General features: G+C 68.0%; 21 protein-coding genes and 2 pseudogenes. 13 read left to right on the top strand and 10 right to left on the bottom strand.

Annotated elements, in window-relative coordinates; translation table 11 throughout:
- Positions 1 to 38 precede the first annotated feature (38 nt).
- Positions 39 to 1,784 (top strand): DUF6895 family protein, encoded by a 1,746-nt coding sequence (locus P3G67_RS20405; RefSeq protein ID WP_276094728.1) that lies wholly within the window; start codon positions 39 to 41, stop codon positions 1,782 to 1,784.
- On the opposite strand, the gene P3G67_RS36075 is transcribed toward P3G67_RS20405, so the two are convergent.
- Both P3G67_RS36075 and P3G67_RS20400 read right to left on the bottom strand, forming a co-directional pair.
- Entirely contained in the window at positions 1,686 to 2,366 is a 681-nt protein-coding gene (locus tag P3G67_RS36075) for a DMT family transporter (protein ID WP_391858309.1), read from the bottom strand. The two genes, P3G67_RS20405 and P3G67_RS36075, sit on opposite strands and share 99 nt — an antisense overlap.
- 171 nt (positions 2,367 to 2,537) lie before the next feature.
- Positions 2,538 to 2,951, bottom strand: coding sequence for a hypothetical protein (locus tag P3G67_RS20400; protein WP_276094727.1), 414 nt, complete (start codon positions 2,949 to 2,951; stop codon positions 2,538 to 2,540).
- Between the two features lie 509 nt (positions 2,952 to 3,460).
- Here P3G67_RS20400 and P3G67_RS20395 point away from each other — a divergent pair.
- The 3 genes and pseudogenes from P3G67_RS20395 to P3G67_RS20385 all read left to right on the top strand — a co-directional run bounded on the left by P3G67_RS20395 (position 3,461) and on the right by P3G67_RS20385 (position 5,508).
- Complete coding sequence (locus P3G67_RS20395) at positions 3,461 to 3,739, top strand: SHOCT domain-containing protein (protein WP_276094726.1); 279 nt, start codon at positions 3,461 to 3,463, stop codon at positions 3,737 to 3,739.
- A 20-nt stretch (positions 3,740 to 3,759) separates the two neighbouring features.
- Positions 3,760 to 4,698: pseudogene (locus P3G67_RS20390) on the top strand (HAD-IC family P-type ATPase); the annotation flags it as partial.
- A gap of 141 nt (positions 4,699 to 4,839) precedes the next feature.
- Positions 4,840 to 5,508 (top strand): hypothetical protein, encoded by a 669-nt coding sequence (locus P3G67_RS20385; RefSeq protein ID WP_276094725.1) that lies wholly within the window; start codon positions 4,840 to 4,842, stop codon positions 5,506 to 5,508.
- Between the two features lie 33 nt (positions 5,509 to 5,541).
- Here the strand turns inward: P3G67_RS20385 and istB are convergent, their stop codons facing one another.
- Both istB and istA read right to left on the bottom strand, forming a co-directional pair.
- Positions 5,542 to 6,336 (bottom strand): IS21-like element helper ATPase IstB, encoded by a 795-nt coding sequence (gene istB, locus P3G67_RS20380; protein ID WP_276094724.1) that lies wholly within the window; start codon positions 6,334 to 6,336, stop codon positions 5,542 to 5,544.
- 11 nt (positions 6,337 to 6,347) lie between these two features.
- Complete coding sequence (gene istA / locus P3G67_RS20375) at positions 6,348 to 7,970, bottom strand: IS21 family transposase (RefSeq protein WP_276094883.1); 1,623 nt, start codon at positions 7,968 to 7,970, stop codon at positions 6,348 to 6,350.
- A 148-nt stretch (positions 7,971 to 8,118) separates the two neighbouring features.
- On the opposite strand from istA, the pseudogene P3G67_RS20370 reads away from it, so the two are divergent.
- The 3 genes and pseudogenes from P3G67_RS20370 to P3G67_RS20360 all read left to right on the top strand — a co-directional run.
- A pseudogene (locus P3G67_RS20370) lies at positions 8,119 to 9,516 on the top strand (heavy metal translocating P-type ATPase); the annotation flags it as partial.
- 347 nt (positions 9,517 to 9,863) lie between these two features.
- Positions 9,864 to 10,259: a DUF2202 domain-containing protein gene (locus P3G67_RS20365; RefSeq protein ID WP_276094723.1), complete on the top strand. Its 396-nt coding sequence runs from the start codon at positions 9,864 to 9,866 to the stop codon at positions 10,257 to 10,259.
- A gap of 57 nt (positions 10,260 to 10,316) precedes the next feature.
- Positions 10,317 to 10,838, top strand: coding sequence for a DUF2231 domain-containing protein (locus P3G67_RS20360; RefSeq protein WP_276094722.1), 522 nt, complete (start codon positions 10,317 to 10,319; stop codon positions 10,836 to 10,838).
- 75 nt (positions 10,839 to 10,913) lie between these two features.
- Here P3G67_RS20360 and P3G67_RS20355 read toward each other — a convergent pair whose 3' ends face one another.
- Positions 10,914 to 11,873, bottom strand: a complete 960-nt coding sequence (locus P3G67_RS20355; RefSeq protein WP_276094721.1) for a rubrerythrin family protein — start codon at positions 11,871 to 11,873, stop codon at positions 10,914 to 10,916.
- A 1,352-nt stretch (positions 11,874 to 13,225) separates the two neighbouring features.
- A complete protein-coding gene (locus P3G67_RS20345) occupies positions 13,226 to 14,932 on the bottom strand; it encodes a chloride channel protein (protein WP_276094882.1) in 1,707 nt (568 codons plus the stop codon).
- 221 nt (positions 14,933 to 15,153) lie between these two features.
- Here P3G67_RS20345 and P3G67_RS20340 point away from each other — a divergent pair, with 221 nt between their 5' ends.
- The 3 genes from P3G67_RS20340 (at position 15,154) to P3G67_RS20330 (ending at position 16,894) form a co-directional block, all read left to right on the top strand.
- A complete protein-coding gene (locus P3G67_RS20340) occupies positions 15,154 to 15,684 on the top strand; it encodes a MarR family winged helix-turn-helix transcriptional regulator (RefSeq protein ID WP_276094720.1) in 531 nt (176 codons plus the stop codon).
- A gap of 495 nt (positions 15,685 to 16,179) precedes the next feature.
- Positions 16,180 to 16,554 (top strand): STAS domain-containing protein, encoded by a 375-nt coding sequence (locus P3G67_RS20335; RefSeq protein ID WP_276094719.1) that lies wholly within the window; start codon positions 16,180 to 16,182, stop codon positions 16,552 to 16,554.
- Between the two features lie 82 nt (positions 16,555 to 16,636).
- Positions 16,637 to 16,894 carry a hypothetical protein gene (locus P3G67_RS20330; RefSeq protein ID WP_276094718.1) on the top strand — a complete coding sequence of 86 codons (258 nt, stop codon included), beginning with the start codon at positions 16,637 to 16,639 and terminating at the stop codon, positions 16,892 to 16,894.
- A gap of 441 nt (positions 16,895 to 17,335) precedes the next feature.
- Here P3G67_RS20330 and P3G67_RS20325 read toward each other — a convergent pair whose 3' ends face one another.
- Positions 17,336 to 17,926 carry a nitroreductase family deazaflavin-dependent oxidoreductase gene (locus tag P3G67_RS20325; RefSeq protein ID WP_276094717.1) on the bottom strand — a complete coding sequence of 197 codons (591 nt, stop codon included), beginning with the start codon at positions 17,924 to 17,926 and terminating at the stop codon, positions 17,336 to 17,338.
- Positions 17,927 to 18,027: 101 nt separating this feature from the next.
- Positions 18,028 to 18,255: a hypothetical protein gene (locus P3G67_RS20320; protein ID WP_276094716.1), complete on the bottom strand. Its 228-nt coding sequence runs from the start codon at positions 18,253 to 18,255 to the stop codon at positions 18,028 to 18,030.
- A gap of 267 nt (positions 18,256 to 18,522) precedes the next feature.
- Between P3G67_RS20320 and P3G67_RS20315 the strand changes: the two genes are divergently transcribed.
- Positions 18,523 to 18,939: a hypothetical protein gene (locus P3G67_RS20315; RefSeq protein WP_276094715.1), complete on the top strand. Its 417-nt coding sequence runs from the start codon at positions 18,523 to 18,525 to the stop codon at positions 18,937 to 18,939.
- Between the two features lie 47 nt (positions 18,940 to 18,986).
- On the opposite strand, the gene P3G67_RS20310 is transcribed toward P3G67_RS20315, so the two are convergent.
- Complete coding sequence (locus tag P3G67_RS20310) at positions 18,987 to 19,142, bottom strand: hypothetical protein (protein WP_276094714.1); 156 nt, start codon at positions 19,140 to 19,142, stop codon at positions 18,987 to 18,989.
- Positions 19,143 to 19,408: 266 nt separating this feature from the next.
- On the opposite strand from P3G67_RS20310, the gene P3G67_RS20305 reads away from it, so the two are divergent.
- The gene (locus tag P3G67_RS20305; RefSeq protein ID WP_276094713.1) at positions 19,409 to 21,334 is read left to right on the top strand and encodes a galactose oxidase-like domain-containing protein; all 1,926 of its coding nucleotides are present in this window, start codon (positions 19,409 to 19,411) and stop codon (positions 21,332 to 21,334) included.
- 256 nt (positions 21,335 to 21,590) lie between these two features.
- Here P3G67_RS20305 and P3G67_RS20300 read toward each other — a convergent pair whose 3' ends face one another.
- Positions 21,591 to 22,127, bottom strand: a complete 537-nt coding sequence (locus P3G67_RS20300; RefSeq protein ID WP_276094712.1) for a hypothetical protein — start codon at positions 22,125 to 22,127, stop codon at positions 21,591 to 21,593.
- Between the two features lie 817 nt (positions 22,128 to 22,944).
- On the opposite strand from P3G67_RS20300, the gene P3G67_RS20295 reads away from it, so the two are divergent.
- The gene (locus tag P3G67_RS20295) at positions 22,945 to 23,784 is read left to right on the top strand and encodes a SulP family inorganic anion transporter (RefSeq protein ID WP_313880809.1); all 840 of its coding nucleotides are present in this window, start codon (positions 22,945 to 22,947) and stop codon (positions 23,782 to 23,784) included.
- Positions 23,785 to 23,907: the final 123 nt, after the last annotated feature.

Raw genomic sequence — 23,907 nt, 5'->3', positions numbered from 1 at the left:
TAGTGCCTCGGTAGCCGTCGATTGCCGGGAGGCATCTGATGGGTATGACGCAGCCCGGCGGCGGATCATTGCAACGGCGCGCGGTGGAGGGCCGGGCCGTGGCCTGGCTCGCTGCGCGCCGTGGCTTGATCGACCCGGGCAACGCTGGCCCGGACGGGGTGCTGTTCGCTCGCAAGGCGCTGATCGAGACCGCGTTCCTTGTCGGGTTGCGGGCTCGTCTTGACCCGGATCCGCTGGATGGCGACTACACCGCGCTCCTCGACCAGGTGCAGGACATCACTGCCCGCCCCTCCTATCGGGAACTCGTCGCCCGGGACGAGGCTGCCCTGCTGCTCTACGCGGGCACGTATGCGGCACTGCGGTTGTGCGGGCGTGAGGACCCGCAGTTTCGGCGCGCCATCGAGCAGGTCGCAGCTGGTGGGTATGCGACGGTCTTCGAGCGGATCCCGTACCGGCAGCTCGATCTCCTGCACACCCTTCAGTTGTGCGACATCGAGCACTCGCTGCCGGCCCTGGATGATGTGCTGCCGTTCACGTTGCTGTGCAACAGTCCGAACGTCATCAAGCTCACCGATCGCGACATCTATGCCATCACCCACACGATCTTCTACGCCACGGACTTCGGGCTGCGCGTGCCGCGCTGGCCATGCGGGTTTGATCCGGGTGAAGCGGTGGAGCTCCTCGAAGCGCTGCTGGTGCTCACCCGGGTCCGGGGCAATGCCGACTTGGTGGGGGAACTGCTGTGCTGCTTGCGGTGCCTGGGGGTGAGGGACAGTGAGGAAGCCGACCGGGCGTGGGACTTCCTGGCCTCGGTGCAGGAGGTCGATGGACGGGTCGACGGCCCGCGCGGCGTCGTCCATCCGAAACTCGCCGACGGCGACGAGGAGTACCAGTGCTGGGCCACTGGCTATCACACCACTATCGTCGCCGCCCTGGCTGCGCTCTTGGACCGCAGCCCCAAAACTGTGTGCGGGCCTCGCCCCGCCATGCCCGAGGTTCGCATCGACCTGGAGGTGCCGATCCGCCGTGCGGTGGTGTGGCTCGCCGACGCGAGCATGCGCTACGGCCCCGTTCGCGGGCTGCCCGCCGCTGCAGCCGCCTCCTACGCAGCTACAGCCGTAGGCGAACCCGACCTCGCCACTCCAGCACTCCTGCACTTCGCCAAGGTGCTGGCAGACGCGAACCCCAACGTATGGCAGGAATGCGGCATGGAGGTCGTGGGAGAGTTCGCAGTCGGCCTGCGTACGCGCGGTATCACCTGCACCTCGCTCGACAGTTTCCTCAAATCAACCGCGACCGCCATCGGCCGCCTTGAGACGGTGCCCTCGCAGGCGGTGCGAGGCGTCCGCCGCCTCGCCGACCTCGGACTGATCCCACCCCAGCGCGCCGCCGCCCTGACCGCCGAGGCGGCCCGCACAGGGCAGGCAGCACCCGAGACCGCCGCCGCACGCCTGCCCGGCGCCTGGAGCCAGTACCACCTGGGGCACATCGCCAGCATTACCCGCGAGCTTGCCCACGCCGGTTGGGCGAGCCACCGGATCACCAGGGACGCCATCGCGTTCCTCCTCGCCCAGCAGAGCAACGACGGCGCCTTCGGACACCCCGCTAGCGACAACCCGGCAGACCACGAACACGCCCGACTGACCTGGACACACAGCACCCTCACAGCCCTCACCACTGCAACCTCACTCCCCGCACACCGCACAGCAGCTGCGCCGAGGCGGCCCGCGCCGCCGATGATCGGCAGACTGATCGCCAGGGAGCCAGCCTGGAACGAACTTTGAGCAAGCAACAGCCCAGTTCCTCCGACGAAGAGCAACGCATAGGGCTCCCAATGCGTGCGCGAGTGCCCCGATACCGCTGTCGCGGAAGAGATCCGCCGCGCTCTTTGTCAGGCTGTCGAGGAGTGCGAACAGTACACCGGCGGCGGACGCGTACAGCGCAGTACGTGCTCCGCCCTGCCGACGCAGCCCGGCCGGGACCAGGACACCCACGCAGACGCAGACGAATGCCAAGAGGGGAACCCAGTTCCATACGCCTGGGGCCGCGATGCCTGTGGATCGTGGCAGTCTCCACAGGAAGACGGCAACGCCACCCGCTGTGCACACCGCTCCCGCCGCCTCTCCAAGGGTGATCCGCACCCTGCGGCGCCAAGCGACCATGGGCAGAGCGAACACGAGGTCCATCGCGGCCAACGGCGGCACGAGCACAAGCGAACCGAACGCCAGGGCTCGGCCCTGGACGACGTAGGAAAACGCCGACATTGCGATCCCGGCCAGCCACAGCGGTCTGCGGATGAGCTCGAGGAACAGCCGCGGGCGCAGGGGCTTCCCCTCGGGCACCGATGCGGCGGCGGCCTGCTGCATGACGGCCGCGACAGCGAAGCAGCAAGCGGCCGACAATGCCGTGACCACGGCGACGCTGGTGCCCATGGGCACAGCATGCTGCCTTAAGCCCATGCGACACGGGAACGTCCTTCCGGCGCGGCGGTCGGTACCTGCCCGACGTAGTGGGTCGCGGATTCCGCGCCCGCGTCTTCATCGGGACTTTGCCTTTGGGCCTTTCAGAAGCGCGACCGCGGCCAGCGTGATCAGCGTGCCTTCCACAGCGAGGCTGGCCAGGCCCAGAGGCTCAAGCCAGTTGCCCCGGTCATTGTTGTAGTCCGGCATGCCAGGGCCGCGCGAGAGTAGGTATCCGGCGACCGGGCCGAGCCCGATCCCCAGGCCCAACAGCCAGCTCCCGAGCAACAGCTCACCCTGCCTGGCCGCGACGAGCAGTACCGCACAAAGGACGGCGGCGGCTTCCAACATGTAGTAGCCGACGCCTACATAGCGAGGAGTCCGGTTGCCGGGGAAGCCGCCTTGGTCCTGAACATGGATCCAAGTCACCGCCAGGCACAACAAGGCCGCGCACACGCGTGTCAGGTACCGCGCCCGGAAGGCAACGTGCATGCACGGACCTCCTAGGCGGTCGAGAAGCGACAGCTCCCCTCCTACCACCACGCAGAGCCCACCACCCCAGTGGTTACGCCAAACGGACCGCGCCTTTGGCCAACACCCGCTTGGGCCCGCCGATACGCCAGCGATGCTGGCGTAGACATGCCCGGCTGCCTCAGCGTGTGACTTCCGGATCCAACCGGAAGGCCGTCCTCGATGCCGCGCTGCGGGGCCGTCTGCACGGTCGACGAGCAGAACAGCCGAGCTCCGCCATGAGCCCCACGGCATCATGCAGCGCGGGTGCGGTTCTCGCTGGGCGGCCGACTTCGGGACGCACGCTGTCCCCGGTCGTTGGCAGGGTCCCGTGTCGGTTGCGAACCAGCGACCACCGCTCGGTCTTTCCGTCGCACGGCGTGCCTGGGTTGTTCCTGGGGCCGTTCGGCCCCAGGAGGGCACCTGTTCTCGTCCTCGCTCATGATGGAAGTGGGCATGTTCGGCCCGCCTGCCGAGGAAGGTGATCGGCGATGTGGTACGACGGTGGTTGGGCCTGGGGCGGGTGGCTCGTCATGGCGGTGACCATGCTGTTGTTCTGGGCTCTGGTGATCGCTGGCATCGTCGCGCTCGTCCACTACCTCACCAGCTCCCGCCGCGGCCACCAACGGCCCGAGCCTCCGTCTTCCCCGGATGGGCACGGTTGGGGAGCTAGGCGGGCCGAGGACCTGCTCGCTGAGCGTTTCGCCCGCGGGGAGATCGACGAGGACGAGTACCGACGCAGGCTCGCGCTGCTGCGGGAGCAACGGTGAGCGAAGACCGCCGAGGCGGGATGCGTGATGTGACGCATCCCGTGGGTGGCCCTGTCGGAGGGCGGTTGTGCCGGTGGGTGGAACCGGTTTTCCTGGGGGCGACCGGTGCGGCGCTGCTCGGCGGTGGCATCGCGTGGCTGGTTGGTGACCGGCCAGTTGCGGACGTCTTCTGGGCGGTCGGTACGGTGCTGGCCATCGGCCCGGCCGTGGCCTGGGTGATCGCGGCACTGCGCAAGCGGCGGGCGGGCGTTGACCTGATCGCGGTACTGGCCTTGGTGGGCACCCTGGTGGTGGGCGAGTACCTGGCCGGATCCTTGATCGCCTTGATGCTGGCCACCGGGCGGGCTTTGGACGCCGCTGCGCAGCGGCGTGCCTCGCGTGACCTGCGCGCCCTGTTGGAGCGTGCGCCGCGGTCGGCGCGTCGGCGCACGGGTGGCGAGGTGGTGGTCGTCGCGCTGGCGGAGGTGCGGGTGGGCGATGTGATCGTGGTCGGCCCGGGTGAGGTGGTGCCGGTGGACGGCCGGGTCATCGCGGGGCCGGCCGTGCTGGACGAGTCCGTGCTGACCGGGGAGTCGGCCCTGGTCGAGCGTGGGCTTGACGAGCCGGTGCGTAGTGGGGTGGTCAACGCTGGCGGGGTCTTCGACATCGAGGCGACCGCCACGGCGCAGGACAGTACGTATGCGGAGATCGTGAGGCTGGCCCAGCAGGCCGGTGCGCAGCGGGCGCCGATGGTGCGGCTGGCCGAGCGGTACGCGGCCCGGTTCCTGCCGCTGTCGCTGGGTGTGGCCGCTGTCGCCTGGCTGTTGAGCGGGTCGGCTGTGCGCGCGGTGGCCGTTCTTGTGGTCGCCACGCCCTGTCCGCTGTTGCTGGCGGCTCCCGTGGCAGTCGTCTCCGGGCTGTCCATGACGGCACGGCAGGGGGTCATCGTCCGTGACGGCGGCGCGCTGGAACGTTTGGGTGGCTGCGTAGGTGAGAACTGAGAGCGGTTGTTGACGGCTTCGGAGAGCGGTTGCTGGCCGATTGACCGAGGAATGTTGCCGAGAAGTGAGAGCGCCAGGGGCGGTGGAGGTCGTGTCAGTGGCCTCGGGTTGTATTGGCTCGTGAGTGTCTACGAGGTGATCAAGCAGCTGCCGGAGCCCGAGGCCGTGCGTGCCCGCTCGAAGGCGATGGCGATGTTGGACGCTGTCCTGAGCCCGGAGTGGGAGTGGCGTTACTACTCGTATGACGCCCAGTGGTCGCCGTCCGAGGCGCTGGCTTCGATGAGGGACGGGAGTGGCAACGACTACGCCATCGTCTTCTCTGAAGCGGGCGTCTATGCCCAGGCGTGCAACCACGAGTCGCCGATCACTGCTTATCGTGTCTCGCCCCCGGTGCCGTGGCCGGGCTTGTTTGACTCGCTTCCGGACGTCTTCCGCCCGTTCACGCAGGAGCCCGCGTTCCTCGACCACAACGGTGTGCCCCGGGCCACCGTCTGTCTGTGGCGTGAGCGGACGGACTCGGCGTGGAGGTGCGGCGACATCCACGTCCCGGACGAGGACGAGGATGACGCCGACGGCGCGGAATGGCTGTTCGGGCTCCTGCTGGATGGCACGGCCGAGGCATATCTGGAGTTCGTCGAGGAGGTTTATGAGACGGCGCTGGCTCTGGAAGCGGTCCAGCACGTCTATGACCTCAAGCCGTTGACACAGGACGTCGTCTCGGCGTTGAACCCGGAGGTTCGGCTTGAGGACCTGGCTGAGGACATCGCCCAGATCGGGTATCCGGAGTAGGTGCTCGCCGCCGCGGCGGCGAGCCGACGTCCCTCAGCCGGCGGCCTGCTGTTCCGCTCGGGCCCGGGTGGTGGCGAGGCGGTAGGAGTCGGTGCCGGTCTCGATGATGTTGCCGCCGAAGGTGAGGCGGTCGACGATGGCCGCGCAGAGGCGGGGGTCAGTGAAGGTCTTTGTCCAGCCGCCGAACGACTCGTTGGAGGCAATCGCAACACTGTTCTTCTCCTCCCTCTCGGTCAGAACCTGGAAGAGCAGTTCGGCCCCGCGACGGTCGAGCTCCATGTAGCCGAGTTCGTCGATGCAGAGCAGGTCGACGCGGCCGTAGCGGGCGATGGTCTTGGCCAGCTGCTTCTCGTCGGCGGCTTCGACGAGCTCGTTGACGAGCTTGGTGGCGAGCACGTACTTGACCCGGAAGCCGGCCATCGCCGCCTCGGTGCCGAGCGCGATCAGCAGGTGGGACTTGCCGGTGCCGGAGTCCCCGATCAGGCAGAGCGGAAGGCTCTTCTTGATCCACTCGCACGTGGCGAGGGTGTGGATCATCGCGGGGTCGATGTTGGGGTTGGCGTCGAAATCGAACTTGCGGAGCGACTTGTCGCGCGGGAACCCGGCGGCCTTGATCCGGCGCTCGGAGCGGCGCCGGGCCCGGTCGTCGCACTCGGACATCAGCAGTTCGGCGAGGAAGCCGAGGTAGGACATCTGCTCGCGCGAGGCCGCCTCGGCGAGTTCGGGGAACTGGGCGCGGATGGTGGGCAGCCGCAGCATCCGGCACGCCTGGTCGACGGCGGCGTTAGCGGCCTGTTCGGTGAGTCCTCGCTGGCGGGGGAGGGTCATGGCGCTCTCCTTCAAGTGGTCGGGCGGTCCGGCCGGCGGTGTCGCAGCAACTGGTCGTAGTGGGCCACCGAGGGCAGCGGCCGGGTGTCGGGCGGCAGGTGGGCAAGCCGTCGCGCGGTCAGGGATGTCACCGTTGCCCGGTCCGCCGGGAACGGATCGGGCTCGACCACGGCCGTCGTGCTGTCGGCCTCGGCCGCCTTGCGGGCCTCCAGCGCGACGGCGTCGGCGGTCAGCGCGCCGGCCCGCAGCGCGGCCGCGAGGCCGGCGACCAGGTGCTCGTGCGGCAGGCTGCGGCTCAGTAGCAGGACATCGATCAGGCCACGGGTGCCGTCGCGGTCGCCGTGGGCCTTGCGGGCCGCGGCCCACCAGGCGTCATGGACCGGCGTGAACCTCCCTGCGGAGCGGGCCTGTTCGAGAGCGGTCGCCCCCGGCAGGGCGCCAGGCTTGCGAACGAGGGCTTCCAGGTAGTGGTCCAGGTCGAGCCGGGTGCCGCCCTTGGCGATCAGCCGTTCGTGCCGGGCGATTTCCTCCCGGCCGTCGTAGACGACGAGCTCGGAGGCGTGGAGCATCACGCGGACGGTGCGGCCGATCAGTCGCACCGGCACCGAGTAGCGGTTGGTGCGGACGCTGATCTGGCTGTAGCGGTCGACCCGTTGGGTGAACAGCCGGCCTGTCTCGAACGGTTCGTCCGGCAGCGGTGCCAGGAGGGGCTGCTCGGCGGCGAAGTACTCGCCGATCGTGCGCGGGCGCGAGCGGATGCGGCGGGCGTCGTCCTGCTCGTCCCATCGCTCGATCATCTCGTTGAGCTCGGCGAACGAGGCGACCTCGGGGACGGGGACCAGGTGGTTGCGGCGGAACCAGCCGATCTGGCCCTCGACGCCGCCCTTCTCGTGGGCGCCGCGGATGCCGGGCTGGCAGTAAAGGACATCCAGGCCGTAGTGCGAGCGGAACGCGGTCCACCGCTCGGCCTCTACCCTCTGGCGCGAGAAGCCCAGGACCTGGGCGACCGCGGCCTTAAGGTTGTCATAGCGGACCTTCCCGGTCGGCACCCCGCCCAGCACGTTGAGAGCGTGGACGTGGCCCTCGAAGAACGCCTCCTGCCCGGCCGAGGCGAACACGCGGTGCACCGCCTTGCCCGAGTAGGACAGCCGGAACGCGAACAGGTAGCAAGTCACCAGCTCGCCCGCCAGACGCACCGTCACGTCCCCAAAGTCGACCTCCGCTTCCGCGCCGGGCTTGTGCGTCTGTGGGATGAACGCCTCCGCCACTCCCCGGCCCGCCTCGATGCGGATCTCCTCGCGGCGTGTGGCCACGTAGTCGCGGACCATCTGGTACGAGATCTCGTCCGCGCCGTGCTCGTCCACCAGCCGATCGAAGATCCGCTTCACCGTGTGGCGCTGCTTGCGCGGCGCGTCCAGGTCCGCCCGCAGCATCCCGTCAACCAGCGGTTTGAACGGGTCCAGCCGGGTCGCCCGCGGCGCTGGCTTCTTGCGCGGCTCCGGCCACGCCGACTCCAGGGCTTTCTTCACCGTCAGGAAGCCGACCCCGTATTTGCGTTGCAGGGCACGCTGCGACAGGCCAGCGCGCGAGTCACGGCGGATCGCTGCGTACAGATCGACCTTGGACTTCGGCAGCACCCGGGCCCCCTCGTCGTGCAGAGCACAACCATGGTCCCGAAGCAAGCACCCAGGTGCTCTCAAAACTCGGCGACATCACTCTCCCGTGGCGCGGGGTGCTCTCGCCGCTGAGCGACAGGTGCTCTCACAACTCACGTATAAAGCCAGTTTGGGTCGGGCTGGCACGCTGGTGCTGGACAAGACCGGCACCCTCACCACGGGGCGCCCACAGGTGGTGCAGGTCGTCGCCGGGCCAGGGTCGACACCGTCCGAGGTGCTGCGGCTGGCCGCGTCGCTGGACCAGATGTCCGCGCACATCCTCGCCGACGCCATCGTCCGCGAAGCACGAGCGCGTTCGCTGGCCCTGTCCGAACCGCGCGACCTCACCGAACAACCCGGCCTCGGCGTGACCGGCACCCTGGACGGCCACCGGCTCACCGTGGGCAAGGCGACGATGCCTGCCGAGGCCCGCCCGGACTGGGCCGAGGCCGCCGAGAACCGGGCCGTCCTCGACGGCGCTGCCATCGCCTGGCTCACCGTCGACGGCGCCCTGCTCGGCGCCGTACTGCTGCGGGACCCGCTGCGTCATGACGCGCCTCGTACCCTGCGACGCCTGCGCGCGGCCGGTTTGAACCGCTTGCTGATGCTCACCGGAGACCGGGCCGAACCCGCACGGGAGGTGGCATCCGTGCTCGGCCTCGACGGTGTCCGTGCTCAGCAACTGCCCGCAGACAAGGTCGCGGCGGTGCGCGAGGAGGCCTCGCGGGCGGTGACCGTCATGGTGGGCGACGGCATCAACGACGCACCCGCGCTCGCCGCCGCCGACGTGGGCGTTGCGATGGGCGCACGCGGCTCCACCGCCTCCTCCGAAGCGGCCGATGTCGTGCTCACCACGGACCGGGTGGACCGGCTCGCGGATGCCATCGAGGTCGCCCAGCGGGCGCGGCGCATCGCCGTGCAAAGCGCCGCAGGCGGCATGGTGATGTCCCTGATCGCCATGGTCGTGGCCCTGGTGGGCTGGCTGCCACCCGCACCCGGCGCACTGCTCCAAGAGGCCATCGACGTCATCGTCATCGTCAACGCCCTGCGCACGCTGGTTCCCGGACGCCCCACCCAACCCGTCCTGGAGCCAGCCACCGAGGACCTCATCCGCCTCTTCGCCGCCGAACACCAGGACCTGCGCGACGTCCTCGACGCGGTCCGCGACGCCGCCGGTCTGCTCTCCACCGAACACGGCCCGCGCGCACTGGCCGCCCTCCGCAACGTCGACCAGATGCTCACCCATCGACTGCTGCCACACGAATCCGCCGAGGAACACCAGCTCTACCCCGCACTGGCCGGACCACTCGGCGGCCCGGAATCCACCACCACCATGAGCCGCGCCCACACCGAGATCCAACGCCTCGCCCACCGCATCACCACCCACCTCGCACTCGCCGACGCCCACGGCTCCCTACGCCCGGACCAACTCGAAGACCTCCGCGCCTGCCTGTACGGACTCCACTCCGTCCTACGCCTGCACTTCGCACAGGAAGAGGAGGCGTACTTCTCCCTTGCACCGTGATCCATCCCTCTGTCACGACGCCACACCGAGCCACGCCAGGCGGATCCGTCACCCGGTCAGCCCAGGAAACTGAGGCATCGCCTGTCTTCTGACGATGATTCGGTGACGACGGGCCTGCTGGTGCCGTCGACGAACCGTCACAAGGCGCACACGTGGAGGTACCCATGCGGAAGATCGCCCTCGCTCCGGCGTTGACCGTCCTGCTGTTGTCCCTGTCAGCCTGCGGTGGGGGTGGGAAATCCAGCACTCCTGCGGCCTCACCCACGACCACGAGTCCACCCGCATCCTCCGCGGCACCGTCCGGATCGCCATCGGGAACACTGACCGCCCCCGAAACGGCCGATCTCGTGCACGTGCGCGGCCAGGAGACGGTCGGCAAGGACGCCTACCAGGACTTCTCCAAACGATACGGAAAGCCCTTCGACAACCTGGCCGACTCGCAGTCAACGCTGGTCTCCACCGTCACCGGCATGATGAAGCGATACGCCGTACCCGACCCCATGAGTTCGGCGGCGCCCGGGCACTTCCCAGACCCGGCGCTTCAACAGCGCTACGACACGCTTATTCGCAGCGGCACGAGCGCGTCCGCGGCCGTCACCGCGATGGAAGGCTACGAGCGCCAGAACAGCTCCGACCTCCAGCGCATCCTCTCCCACACAAGTCAGCCCGACCTGCAGCAGATGTACACCCACCTGAAACAGGCCGCCGACCGGCACTTGGGCACGCTTCAGCAGCACCACTGACGCCGGCATCACTTAAGAAGTGGCACCAACGCACCGGCATCGAAATGGAGTTCACCTGTGGGGACAACGCTGTTCGACGGCATTCCAACCCATGTGCTGTTCGCCCACTTCGTCGTGGTCCTGGTACCGCTCGCCGCGCTCGTCCTGGTGCTCTGCGCGTTGGGGCCGTCGCTGATGCTCCGCTTCGGTCTGGCTGTCCCGCTGCTGGCGTTGGCGTCCTTGGTGGCGGTGCCGTTCACCACCGCTTCCGGTGAATGGCTGGAGGACCATGTCCGGAAGAACGGCCTGGTGGAAAGACATGCGGAGGCCGGTGACAGCCTCCTGCCCTGGGCCATCTCCCTGTTCGTGGTCGCCGTTGCCTTGTGGTGGGTCTACCGCCGCGTGTCCAGATCAGATGTCGAGTCGAAACCCGGCCGTGGCTGGACCGCCGGGGTGGGTGTGCCGGTGCACGTTGTCGCGGTGGTCGTGTCTTTGGTCGTGGCCATCGGGGCGGGCTGGAAGGTCTACGACATCGGCCACTCGGGAGCCAAAGCCGCCTGGAGCGGATTCTCCCGTCATCGAACCGTCCACGGCGGCTGACCACCCCTGAGCCCGAGGGCCCTGTGGGCGGTATCCCACCGATTCACGACACCGCCCACGAGTGATGCCTGCCGCTCAATGAAGCCGGTTTCGGGCCGCCTGGAACGCGCGGGCGTGTCGGGCCTCGTCCATGGCGTTGTTGCGGAACAGCTCCGCCGCGGCGGTGTCGCCGACAGGGGCGGCCTGCCGGGCGAAGGCGGGATACATCGTCCGGGACTCATACAGTTCACCGGCGATGGCTTTGCCGAGGTTGGTACGGGTCTCGCGTACCGTACCGGCGAGCGCGGCCTCACCGGTGAAATGCTCGCGCAACTCAACGTCGGCGGTCGCGTTGAACAGGCGCGCGAGAGCGGCATTGCCGGTACGGGCGGCCTGCTTCGCGAACAGGCTGTACTTCGCGTGCGCGAGGGCCTCGCCATGCATCACGGTGTCCAGGTTGGCCCGAGTTCGTGCCGAGTGCACCTTCGGCAGCCCGGCCTGCACGGCGACTGGGCTGACGGACGGGGCCGCGGGGATGGCGCCCTTGCCGGTCTGGACAGCCTTCAAAGCCGTCAAGAACGCATCCCGGTGATTTGCCTCGTCCTTGGCGATCTCGGAGAACAGCGTCGCAGCGTTCGCGTCACCGTCCGCTTTCGCCTGCCGGGCGAACGTGGGATACATGGTGGTGGCCTCGTACTCCTCACCGGTGCTGGCGGCCTTGAGGTTGGCTGCGTTGCCACCGACCAGACCGCTCAGCGCGGACTCCTCTGTGAAGTGCTCGCCCAATTCCACCTGGGCGGTGCGACGGAAGAGACCGGCCGTCGACGACAGGCCCTTGCCCTGCGCCTCGTCGGCGAAGAGCGTGTACGAGGCGTTGGCAAACGCCTCGCCCCGCATGGACTGATCGAGGTTGCGGCTGGTCTGCGCGTTCAGTTTCGGGGCTGCCGGGGAGGTGGACGGCCCGCTGGCGTGTGCGGCGGGTGCGAAGCACGTCGAGGCGCTGACCGCTGCCGCGAACGTACTGACCATGAGGATGCGAATGGGGTAGGCGATCACGTCGACCTCCTTGCCAAGCACTGGGAGTAGGCGCTTTGCCCATCACACCAATGGCCGCACCGCCCGAGCGACCGGGAATACGACATCCGAGTGAAACCAGGTTTGTCGGAAAGCTCGCGTATGTCACGCGACGTGAAAGGCTGGCCGATGCCCAGCGGCGGGCCCTGGCCAGCCGGGGCGGACATGAAAGACGGTAAAGACCTGGTCGCTTAGCCGGAGGCCGAGGACACGTTGGTGGACGTCTTCGATCGCTGGTGGGGCACGAGCGCAGGACGCAGCAGGCCGGCCAGTCGTCGAGGTACAGCCTCGTGCACAGCGCAGCGGGACGTGAGCTTCCCAAGCGGGTTCGCGGTCTCGGGGCAAGTAGCGGCAGACTCCGAAAGAACCGTGGCACGAATGGGTGGCGGGGCACCTCCCGGAATGCCTTGTCCCACCCGAAGGCGCGCAAGTCACCCCGCTCGGCGAGCTGTTCGGCGAGCAAGTGATGCCGACGCCGGGCCTCGCGCTCGGTGTCAGCGGTGTGTGTGGTCACGGCCGGGGGCCTTGAAGAGGTCCGAGTGTGCGGCGACGATTGGCAGACCGGTCTCGCTCGGGCCTACGCCGTGAGCCCATGGGTGGGATTGGGCGGTCAGTCGCGGGCGAGCAGGAGGGCCGACGGGCAGGAGGAATCGGCCGTTCCGGGATGCGTCGATGGCGTCGTCGATGGGCCACCACGACAGCTTGAAGTCGCGCTCGGTCGGGGTGAGTTCCTGCGGCCCGAGGGTGAGGTCATGGGCCTCGAACAGGTGGACGCGGGCAAGTGAGCCGAGGGTAGTGGCGTAGGAGCCGAGGGGCCGCCACCGCGCCGCAGCCGGCCGACGCGACGCCTGGCCCCGCCGGGTTCCAGGCTGTGGTCGCCGAGTACGGCGAACACCTCGCCCATCCGCTTGGGGTCCACCTTGAGCCGGTGGGCCGGCTGGCGGGCCGACGTCGCGAGCCGCCCCGGGTCCTGGCCGGTGACGAGTAGTGCTGCGACGATCGCGCTGGCCGACGTCCCGACGATCAGGTCGGCTTCGCCCAGTTCCATGCCATCGCGGCGCAATCCGTAGGCCAGCCCTGCCAACCAGGCGGTGCCGACGTGACCCCCAGGACCCAGGACGAGTGCTCGGGCGCGCCCCCGATCAGCCCGGCCGCCGCGCCCCGGAACGGGTTCGGCACGCCGCCCGGGACCGGGCTGCTGGGCGGCTCGTCGTCGGCCCACCCGCCCCTGCGGGACCGCGTCCGGACCGGGCCGCCCGTCGCCCCTCGACGGCTTGCGCCGGTGTTCGCTCATGCTCGTAACTCCTCGACGGGTGCCGGTGCCCCCTCCCCGGTCAGCCTGTTGGGGACTCGTCCTCGGGCGAACCCTTGCCGTGGTGGAGTGCGGTGAGGACGGATTGGTGGGTGATCCAGCCGAGCAGGCGGGTGCGGCTGTCGTCTAGGACAGGGAGTCCGGCGCCGTTGGCGGACACCAGAGCGTCGAGGGCGGCCGACAGGTCTGAACCGATGGTGATCGGTGCGGGGAGGTGGGCGATGGAGGCGATGGGGGTGTTGTCGTGCTCACCGTCGGCGAGGGTTTCGGCGGCGGTGCGGGCGGTGGCGGCGCCGAGGTATGTGCCGTCGATGGCGGTCACAGGCAGTACGCCGTGCGGTGAGTGGGCCAGGGCGTCGGCGGCCTTGGCTAGTGGCATGGTCTCGTCGAGGGTTTCCGGGACCGCCTCCATTACGGTGCCGACTGGGATTCCGGCAAGGGGTGCGGTGGCGGGGGTGTGGTCGATGTCTATGCCGCGGCGGCGCAGCTTGAGCGTGTAGATCGTGTCGCGGGTCAGGACGCGACTGATGCCGGTGGCCAGGACGATGGCGGTCATCAGGGGCAGGATGATCGAGTACTCGCCGGTGAGTTCGAACATGATGATCACGGCGGTGATCGGTGCTCGGGCGGCTCCGGCGAAGACCGCGCCCATGCCGATCAGGCCGTAGGCCCCGACGGGTCCGGTGATGCCGGGGAGGAGGTGGTGGGCGGCGGCCCCGTAGGCGGCGCCGAGCGTGGCGCCCATGAACAGTGAGGGGGCGAAGACGCCACCGGAGCCGCCGATGCCGATGGTCAGGCTGGTGGCGACGATCTTTCCGACGAGCAGCAGGAGCAGGAAGCCGATGACGTACTTGCCGCTGACAGCGTTCTCCAGCACGGGGTAGCCGACCCCGTACATCTGCGGCAGTACCAGCAGCAGGCCGCCCAAAAGCAGGCCGCCGACGGCGGGGCGGGCCCACTCCGGGCCGCGCCAGGCGAAGTCGCAGGCGTCCTCGATCCAGTACAGGATCCGGGTGAAGCCGACCCCGGCTGCTCCGGCCAGCACGCCCAGCGCGGCGAACAGCAGGTACTCGGACAGGTGTTGGACGGAGAAGGCGGGCAGGTGCAGGAACGGAGTGTTGCCGAACGCGGCGCGGCCGATGACGCTGGCGGTGACCGAGGCGAGGACCACCATGCCGAAGGACTCGGCGGTGAAGTCCCGCAGGATCAGCTCCATCGCGAAGAACACTCCGGCCAGCGGTGCGTTGAACGTCGCCGCGATGCCGCCCGCCGCGCCGCAGGCGACCAGGACCTTCATCCGGTCCTCGGCCACCTTCACCACACGACCCAGCGTCGAGCCCAATGCGGAGCCGATCTGAACGATCGGCCCTTCACGGCCTACTGAGCCGCCTCCGCCGATGCACAACGCTGAGGCCAGTGACTTGACGACCGCTACCTGTGGTGCGATCCGGCCGCCGCGGCGGGCGACGGCGTACATCACCTCGGGCACCCCGTGGCCGCGCGCCTCGCGGGCGAACCGGTGCACCAGCGGCCCGTAGGCCAGCCCCGCCAGTACCGGGGCGAGCAGGACGAACCACGGGCCCAGCCACGGCACATGCGGGTTGGGTGCGTGTCCGGCGGCGGAGTAGTCGGCGTGGCCGGACAACAGCGAGGTGAACGTCTTGATCAGCCAGCGGAAGGCGACCGCGCCGAGCCCGGCACCGGCCCCCACGATCAGTGCCAAGACCAGCAGGCCGCCCTTGGCCTCTCTTAGGGCGACCAGTGCGGCGGGGAGGCCGCGGCGCACGGTGGGGGTGGTGTGGGGCAGTGGTTGGGAGGGGTCGGGGGTCAGCCCCGGTCCGGTCGTCATATTTGCATTATGCAATACGTCGTATTGCCCTGTGCAAGGGTTGCCCACTCTGTGAGACGCGGGTGATCCGGAATCGTGGTGAAGGAGGTAGAAAGGAGCACATGCCGAAGCGTGCGCCCGCTACCGACTCCCGCCCGCCCTCCGTCGATGCCAACCGCGACGATGTCGAGAGCGCGGATGAGGTCGTCACCGCCGTACTGACCGCCTCGCGGCTGCTGGTGGCGGTCTCCGCGCGATCCTTGGCGTCCGTCGAGGAGACCTTGACGCTTCCTCAGTTCCGGATGCTGGTGGTCCTCGACAGCCGTGGGGCGATGAACATCTCCCGCCTCGGTGAGCATCTGGACGTCATTCCTTCTACGGCGATGCGGATGGTCGACCGCCTGGTGGCGGCCGGGATGCTGGAGCGGGAGCCGAATCCTGTCAACCGGCGCGAGATTTTCGTCAGCCTCACTGACGCGGGGCGGAATGTGGTTCACCAGGCCACCGAACGGCGCAGGGCGGAGATCGCCCGCATCGTCGCCGCCATGCCACCCAGCCAGCGCACCGGCCTGATCGATGCGCTACGCGCTTTCGCGCAGGCCGGTGACGAGCCCCAGGCGCACGCCAAGCCTGCACTCGACCTCGGTTGGTAACCAGTCTGTCCGGTTGATCGCAGCCGACCGGCCTACGCGCGGCACCGTGAGGTTCGACCAAGGCTCTACCTCACCCATGCAGGAGTCCGACAAATCTGGCACACTGCAAATATGATGCGCAAAGGCATCTGCTCCGGGACCTGCCGCGCAGGCCGTTTGTGCGCGGAGGGTTCTGATTGGGCGGCCACCTGCCGCCCTGTATCCGTGGCCGACCCGGCCCCGGCATCATCATCGCTCGGCGAACAACGCCCTGCTGTGGCAGCTGATCGCAGGTGCTACCGGCGTCGAATATCCCCGCCGATCCGGATTCGAGGCAGGGCGACAATCGTCCCCAGTCGCAACGGCAGTGGCGCTGGCGCGTGCGCAGCAGCTACTGCACCTGATCTCCGAGAGAGAACGATGTTCCGCTTCGGTACCCGCCAGCAGTTCGGCGAACGCGCGGTGCGCCGCGCCTTGCGTGTCCTCCCCAGCGCCCCCGGCAAGGTCCGTGTGAGTGTGCGCGGGCAGATCGATGACGACAACGCGGACCCCGTTGGCCGGGCTTTGGCGGCCTTGGTGGAGCGTTCACCGACGGTCATTGAACTGGACCTCTCGCATCTTACGCACGTCACCGGTCCCGGCGCTGGCGCCTTCTACCGGCTGCTCACGGCAGCGGTCGCCCACCACACCGCCGTGACCATCAGCGGTCCCAACGCCCAGGTTCAGCGTGACCTGCACCGGACGGCGCTCAATCGTTTCCTCGTCAACGTCGATGCGTCCCCCCACGGTGGCCTCATGCTGGTGGGGTGCGACGCCTCGGCACACGGCGCAGCGCCTCCACCCGGCGCGGCAGCACCGCGCTGCCCAGGGAGGTGTTCTGGTTCGTCGTGATGGGCGTCGCCTCCACGGCGGCCCAGGCCTTGCTCTGTCGCCGCCCATCTTGGCCAATTTCGCCTCCCTTCTCGTCGTCACGGTGCTCAACACGGAGGCCAACCGCCGGCTGACCTTTCGCGGGTCCCCGGTCCGGGTCCTCCAGGCGCATCTGGCCGCGGGTGGCCTGTTCGTCCTGGCGTACCTGGTCACCTCAGGCGCTGTCCTGCTCTTCCGTCACTACCGGCCCACCGCCTCACCAGCGGCGGAGACCCTGGTGCTCGCGCCGAGCTTCGCCCTGGTCACTGTGGTGCGCTTCGCCGTCCTGCGGATGGTCGTCTTCAGACGCCGCCACCGATGAGCCCCTCGCGCCCGATGCGGCCGACACGCTGACCCTCACGCACCGTCCCGCTGCCACGCGCCCGCGCCTGGACGCGAGCGCACCAGCGAGCACCGTCCCAGCGCCAGCCCGTACGCAGGAGCCTGGACGCCATGCCACCGCAGTGCGTCCGCGACATGCAGCACGGTGCCCGCGGCGGCGACGGCGAATCACTCCCATTGCCCTCCCAATTGCCACGGTGGCCACGAAGTAGTACGCGGGTGAGGTGAGCCGCAGGGCAGTGCCCGCCGGCCACCGGATAGCCCCAATTGGTGTTGGCCGGTGGGCGCCGCACGTGCTCTGATCAGACACAACAGCATCAGCAAGCACGAGCCAGCATCACGCAACACGAACGCTCATGGTCGCGGAAGTGCGTCGGCCTAGCCACCTGCAGCGCGGTCACTGCGGTCGTTGAGGATCGCGTCACCGTTCCCTGGCTCGCCGCTCGTGGCTGAGGCGTTGTTGGTAGCCGATGCCATGCAGTGGACGGACGTTCATGCGGGCGCCTCCGCTGTCGGCGCCTGTCCGTGTCGAAGTCGGGGTCAGCCTGACGAAGGGGACGTGGTCGCGTCCGGCGAGGTAGAAGTCGTCTTTGGTGCCGTTGACTTCCAGGTTGCAGATCCTCATCAACTTGGCGGCGATGCGCGGATGTTGGCTGGCGTATTCGGCCATGGCGCGGCCGGATGCCTCGGGGGTGAGTGGGGAGGCGACGGCAGGGGTGAGGCGGCGTCCCACCTGGATGGTGATGGCCGGATTCCGGCAGATGTTGCGGTACCACTGGGCGCGGGAGCCGAAGCCGGAGGCCACCAGGTAGGTGTTGGATCGCGGGTCGTACCCGGCGACTTCGAGGACGACCTGGCGCGGCTGTCCCGTCGTCCGCCCGGTGTGGGTGAGGAGCAGGAAACGCCTTCCGAGCAGCCACCCCAGGCGCCATCGGTAGAGGTGGATCGGGGCGCGCACCAGATGCCGCCGTAGCCCGGCGGGCGGTGGAACGTCCTTCAACTTACGAGGCATGTAACTCCCTTTCTTCACCGGGACCACGACAGTCTCCGATGGTCCGAACCAGCAGCGGACGCTGCGGATCTCCCAAAGCAGCCGCATGACATGACCGGGCTTCAGCGACGCCCCATCCAGCGCCCGACGACCCGCCATCCACACTTGACGCATTGCGGTGCACCGGCTGACGTGTAGGGCGGTAGCACCCAGAAGCCCCCGATCTGGAAGTACTCCCGCACCTCCCCGCTCGGCGTCTCGCAGTGACGGACGTCGTACTGCCGCTCCCACCGGTGGCCACACTTCGGGCAGATGAACTCCACGAGGTCAACACCCTTCTCGATATCCATGCGTCCCCCTCCGGCCGCTTCGAGCCCCCACACGACGTCCATCCGATAAGCCCATTATTGCCATAAGCAAAATTGGCACAAGGCAAAACGCGTCGCTGATCGCCCGACTGGGCCGATCCGCCTTCGCTGGCGGTCTCCGCGGCCCGCACCGCGGGTGCTCAGGTCGCTTGGTCCGCTGTCAGTGCCTGTTGGCGACTTCGCGGTCCGTCTGTCGAGGCCAGAGCGTCCAAGCGCTCGATGGTCGCAGATGAGAGGTAGGAAGGAAGGGTGACCGATAGCGGCGAACCGGACGAGGGCGAGGCTCTGCCGGAACTATGTGACCTGTGCGGGACAGAGGTCTCCGACGAGACGGAGGTCTATGCACTGGTGCCGGATTCGTCGGTGATCCATTCTCATGACCCGAAGCTGGACGGGAAACGGCGGCTGGCCGCGTGTTCGCGCGGACATATGGCAGCGCTGGTCGAAGTGTACAAACAGCGGCCCTTCGTGGACGCCGAACTGTGGGCAGGCAAGATCGGCCGTGCGGTTGAGGCTCACCGTGGAAGGATCAGCCCGGAAGAGCTGGCCGAGGAGACCGGGCTCACCGAGGCCCAGATCGAGCTTGAGGTGTTGTGGCAGAGCCTAGACGCCCTGCGCTGGCACCAACGGTTCGAGAAGAGCGACGGCTCGGAGTGCGCTGGGTGATCACGCTGCCCGCGTGAGCGAGGGCTCATCGTCGCCCGGCGTGTGGATCAACAGGTCTTGTGGCGGGTGAACACCAACAACGGCTTGAACTGCTCCTCCACGATCTCGTTCGGACCGGACCATTCAAGACGGGAACCCGCTTCGCTGCCGCTCAGCCTCCTTACGGAGGTGCTGAGTTTGGTCGGCACGACGTCGGTCGGCATGCTGGCCAAGCCCCTCCGCCGATCGTGCCGTCGCTACTTCCTTCCGGGATGGAAGCCGTCAGCGGTTTCCGCCAAGCGGAGAAGCCTGGCCGCCAGCAGCGATCATCCGTTGCCCGACAACTCGCGACGGCGACGTCGCCCCGGTTGAGCCGCGTGGGCTATCGACACGCCGTCCCAACTCGCGAACCTCGGAGAACGATGGTCGGGTTGTTAGTTTTTATGGCGATTCGTTATGGCCTTGGACCGCCGTGTGGAGGTAGCGAACGATGAAGTACCGGCCGAGCCCCAAGGTACGCAAAGCGTTGGTGGGGTCTGCGGCTGTCGCGGTGCTCGGCGGGATGAATGCGCCGGCCGCGATCGGTTTCGCGCAGCGCGAGTACCATCAGTACGAGATCAACCGCCCGGAGTACAAGGCGAGGTACGGCCACTGGGACCTGCTCGCCATGCCTACCAAGTACCGCGTGAACTCCATCCACGCCACACTGCTGCCGACCGGCAAGGTGCTGCTGATCGCCGGATCGGGCAACAGCATCAAGCACTTCAACGGCGGCAGGTTCGACAGCACCCTGTGGGATCCCGCCACCAAGACGTTCAAGAAGATCCCCACGCCGAAGGACCTGTTCTGCGGTGGCCACACCCAACTCCCCGACGGTCGGCTGCTGATCGCTGGCGGCACCGCCCGTTACGAGGTGCTACAAGGCGATGTGAAGCGGGCCGGCGGCGCCATGCTCGTCAAGAACGAGGACCCCGACCACTCCCGCACCTTCCCCAAGGGCACCCTCTTCAGATCACCCACAGGCAAGGAGTACGCCTCCCAACTCCCCGTCTCCGTACCGCGTGCGACCAAGACCGTGGATTCGGCGACCGGTCGGGTCGCGGTCACCGCCAACCAGGCCAGGGTCTACGTGGAGGCGACCCAGGACGGCCCGGCGGGCATCACCAACACCTCCGAGCAGTACGCGATCGTCGGCCTGCGAGGTAGGGACGCCGACAACTTCTACGGCATGGCCAACAAGCTGGGCATGGACAAGAAGGACTTCCAAGGGATCAGGGAAGCCTACGAGTTCGACCCGTTCACCGAGAAGTACGTACTGGTGCGCTCGATGAGCGAGGCCCGCTGGTACCCCACCTTGGTCGGGCTCGCCGACGGCAAGGTACTCACCGTCTCCGGCCTGGACGACATCGGCCAGATCATCCCAGGCAAGAACGAGATCTTCGACCCGGAGACCGGAACGTGGTCTCCTGGGCCACTGCGGTACTTCCCCACCTACCCCTCCCTGTTCCTGATGCGGGGCGGGAAACTCTTCTACTCCGGCTCGAACGCCGGATACGGCCCAGCCAATCAGGGCCGCGTGCCCGGGATCTGGGATCCGAAGTCCAACACCTTCACCCCCGTGACGGGGCTGAAGGACGCCGACACGCTGGAGACCTCCTCCTCTGTGCTGCTGCCGCCCGCACAACGCCAGAAGGTCATGGTCCTGGGCGGAGGCGGCGTGGGCGAGTCACCCAAGTCCACCGCCCGTACCGCGATCATCGACCTCACCGCCCCGCACCCGAGCTACGTATCCGGTCCGAAGCTGCCAGCACCGACCCGCTACCTGAACAGCGTGATCCTGCCGGACGACACGGTGTTCACCACCGGCGGCTCCACGGGCTACCGCGGGCGCAGCGCCAGCAACCTGCTTCAGGCACAGTTCTACGACCCCGCGAACAACGCCTTCACCCCAGCCGCCGCCCCGACCGTCGGCCGCAACTACCACACCGAGGCCCTGCTGCTGCCCGACGGCCGGGTCGCTGTCTTCGGCTCCGACTCCCTGTTCGCCGACAAGGCCAACACCATCCCCGGCACCTTCGAGCAGCGCGTCGAGATCTACACACCGCCCTACCTCTACCGCACCCGCCAGGCTCAACTCGGCAGCGGTCCAACAGAGTTGGTGCGCGGAGTCAGTGCCTCGTTCCCTGTGACCGACGCGGCGCATATCACCACCGCCCGGCTCATCCGCCCCGGCTCCTCCACCCATGTCACCGACGTCGACCAACGCTCCGTCGCACTGGATGTCCAACGCGGCAAGAACGCGGTCACCGTCACCGTGCCACGCGACTCGTCCCTGGTGCCTTCGGGCTGGTACATGCTCTTCGTCACCGACAACCACCACACGCCGTCGAGGGCGCGCTGGATCCACATCAGCTAGGCAACTACGCCCTCCTCGTGGTGGAGACCGCGTCCACCGAGCCTTGACTCTTCCAGGCCCAAGGTGTGTTGGAGGCACCCCCTGGCGGCACTGCAGGTAGCGGGGAAGGTCCTGCGCGGGGGTAGGACGAGCGGCGTTACCCATGGCGCTCCTTCGGGACCGACTCCTAATACCCCAGGAGGGTATACGGCGGGGAGGGCGCAAGGGGTGACATCGCGGAATTCGGGCCGTTCGATCGCTCTCGTGCTCGGACGGGTCAGTGGCTGGCGACCCTTGCCTGCAGGTGTACGAGTCCGGCGACGCCGAACTGGAGTGTCAGCGGGAGTAGGCGTGTACCGGTGGCGATGTGTACTTGCCGCAGTGCCACGTCCGGTCCGCTGCCGCCGAAGGTGGTCGTGCTGTGTGGCATCAGCAGGATGCCCGCGGTGGACAGCGAGCCGCTCGCGTCGCTGTCGCTGCCCTGGAGCGTGCCGTGGTCGCCGTCGGGTGCTGCGACCATCGCCAGGTGTTCGGGGACGTCGCCGCCGTTGCGGATCGCCATGGTCAGGTCACCGCTGCCCGAGTTGTCGAGGTGTGCGACGGCGTTGCTGATGGCGAGGTTGATGCCGGGGGCGTGGATGGTCAGCTGGCCGGGTGTGGCGGCGATGCCAGCGCTGTCACCTGAGCCCGAGGCAGAGGTGGGGGTGTTTGTGGAGTCGGTCGGAGCGTGGGAACAGGCCCCCGCAGTCAGGATGACGAGGAGTGCCGCGACGCTAGCACGGCCGGCTCGGGGAAGGGTGCCGCTTTCTGTCATCTTTGCATTATGCAAATGCTTGACGTGTCGATGCGCCGGGGTCGGCAGTCACCAGCTGGCGCTGGCGGGGCCACGCGCGAGGGGCTCGTTGTCGACCTGGGGGGACGCCTGGCGGCCATAGGGGCGGGCATCGCCGCCCGGCACGAACAGGGGCAGCCGGGTTGCTGGCGACACCGTCCGCGTGCTCTGCCGCGGACGGCGGGAGGCGCCGTCTGCAGGCCGGCAAGTTGCCAACCATGCGCACGCGCAGATCCGCCCACTCGTCGAGCAGGCCATGGACACGCCGAAAACCTGGCGGCCCTGCGCAACATGCGGCGCCCTTCCGAGGGCAACGCGGCAGACAATCGGGAGGGGCGGAGCGCTGGCGCGCCGCATCTCTTGGGGCCCCGCGGCGACCGTCGGGGCGTGATGGACGAAATTCGGAGCAATGCCCAACTAGCCACTAGATGCTTTCACTACACAATCCGAACAATGTGAACGACTTGCGTGGCCCCTTTGTCCGTGCCATCGTCAATTGACGTCCAATCGGTGGCGACTTTAAAAGTGGTAGCTATCTGTAAACGTTGGCCCCGGCTTGCTGTTTAGCGACTACAGAAAAGCGGGCGGACGTCAATGTTCTGTCGAACGCTCCGAGTCTGGCCTGCTCGCTCAGGTTTTATCCCGACGTCCTCATGGGCTGGCCGCATCGGCCGTAATGGTGTTTTGGAACAAGGCCCTGTGGCTGTCCGGAATGCCTCATGTCTCTCCGTTGTGAATCCAACCGCATTGGCTACGGAGTGCGTTAAGGCGGGAGCCCAGGTCGCCATTTCGCCTGGTGATGCCGGTCCACTTTGGCGAGGCATCCTCTGCGTGGCGACCTTCAAAAAATATGCGCTTAACGCGGAACGTCCGGTCCTCGTGTTCCGGTCCCTGCGGCTTCGTTGCCCGGCGCCTCGGATGTGTCCAGATAGGAGGAACTGGTCGGATGAGCGTAGCCAGGTGCACCGCGCAGGGCGCGAGGAGCGTGTGGAGACGTGTACAAGCAGTGCTCCCCGATCGTCGCGATCTCCTGGAAATGCGACGCTGCCCGGGGAAGGACATCCTGGCAGGGATGGCGGTGGCTGTTACCGCGCTTCCTCTTGCCCTCGGCTTGGGTGCCGCGTCCGGCCTGGGGGCTCGGGCGGGGCTGACCAGCGCCTTGGTGGCTGGCGCTCTTGCGGCGTTGCTGGGCGGCTCCAATCTGCAGGTCTCCGGCCCGACGGGGGCGTTGACGGTGGTCATCGCGCCCGTGGTGCACGACTTCGGCCCGTCCGGCGCGCTGACAGTGGGGCTGCTGGCCGGTGCGATGGTGGTGGGTTTGGCTCTCCTGCGAGTTGGCCGACACGTGCGCCATGTGCCGATACCGGTGGTTCGGGGTTTCGCTGCCGGCAGTGCCGTCGTGATCGCCCTGCAGCAGATCCCCCCAGCGGTAGGAGCGCCGGTCCGTCCTGGAGCTACGGTCATCGGCTCCGCGGTCCAGGCGGTCACCGAAGCCACATCACGGATCAACTGGGCGGCTGTCGCTGTCTGTTCGGCGGTGTTGCTCCTACGGTTGATCGGACCACGCCTCTATCCGGACGTGCCGTTCGCACTACTGACAGTGGCAGGAGCCACTGTGGTAGCACAGCTACACAGCTAGCCTCGGCGTTTCGGTTGGAGTGAGGGTGGCCATAGTGTCGTGAATGCGAAAGTGCCTTCTTACCAGGGACGATGAACCTTGCTGAGGGGTTCTGTCGGTCCAGTTGGAAGGCACTTTCTACGT

The sequence above is a fragment of the Streptomyces silvisoli genome, assembly GCF_029269905.1.
GTDB lineage: Bacteria > Actinomycetota > Actinomycetes > Streptomycetales > Streptomycetaceae > Streptantibioticus_A > Streptantibioticus_A silvisoli_A.
This window is presented reverse-complemented; position numbering and strand designations above follow the sequence as displayed.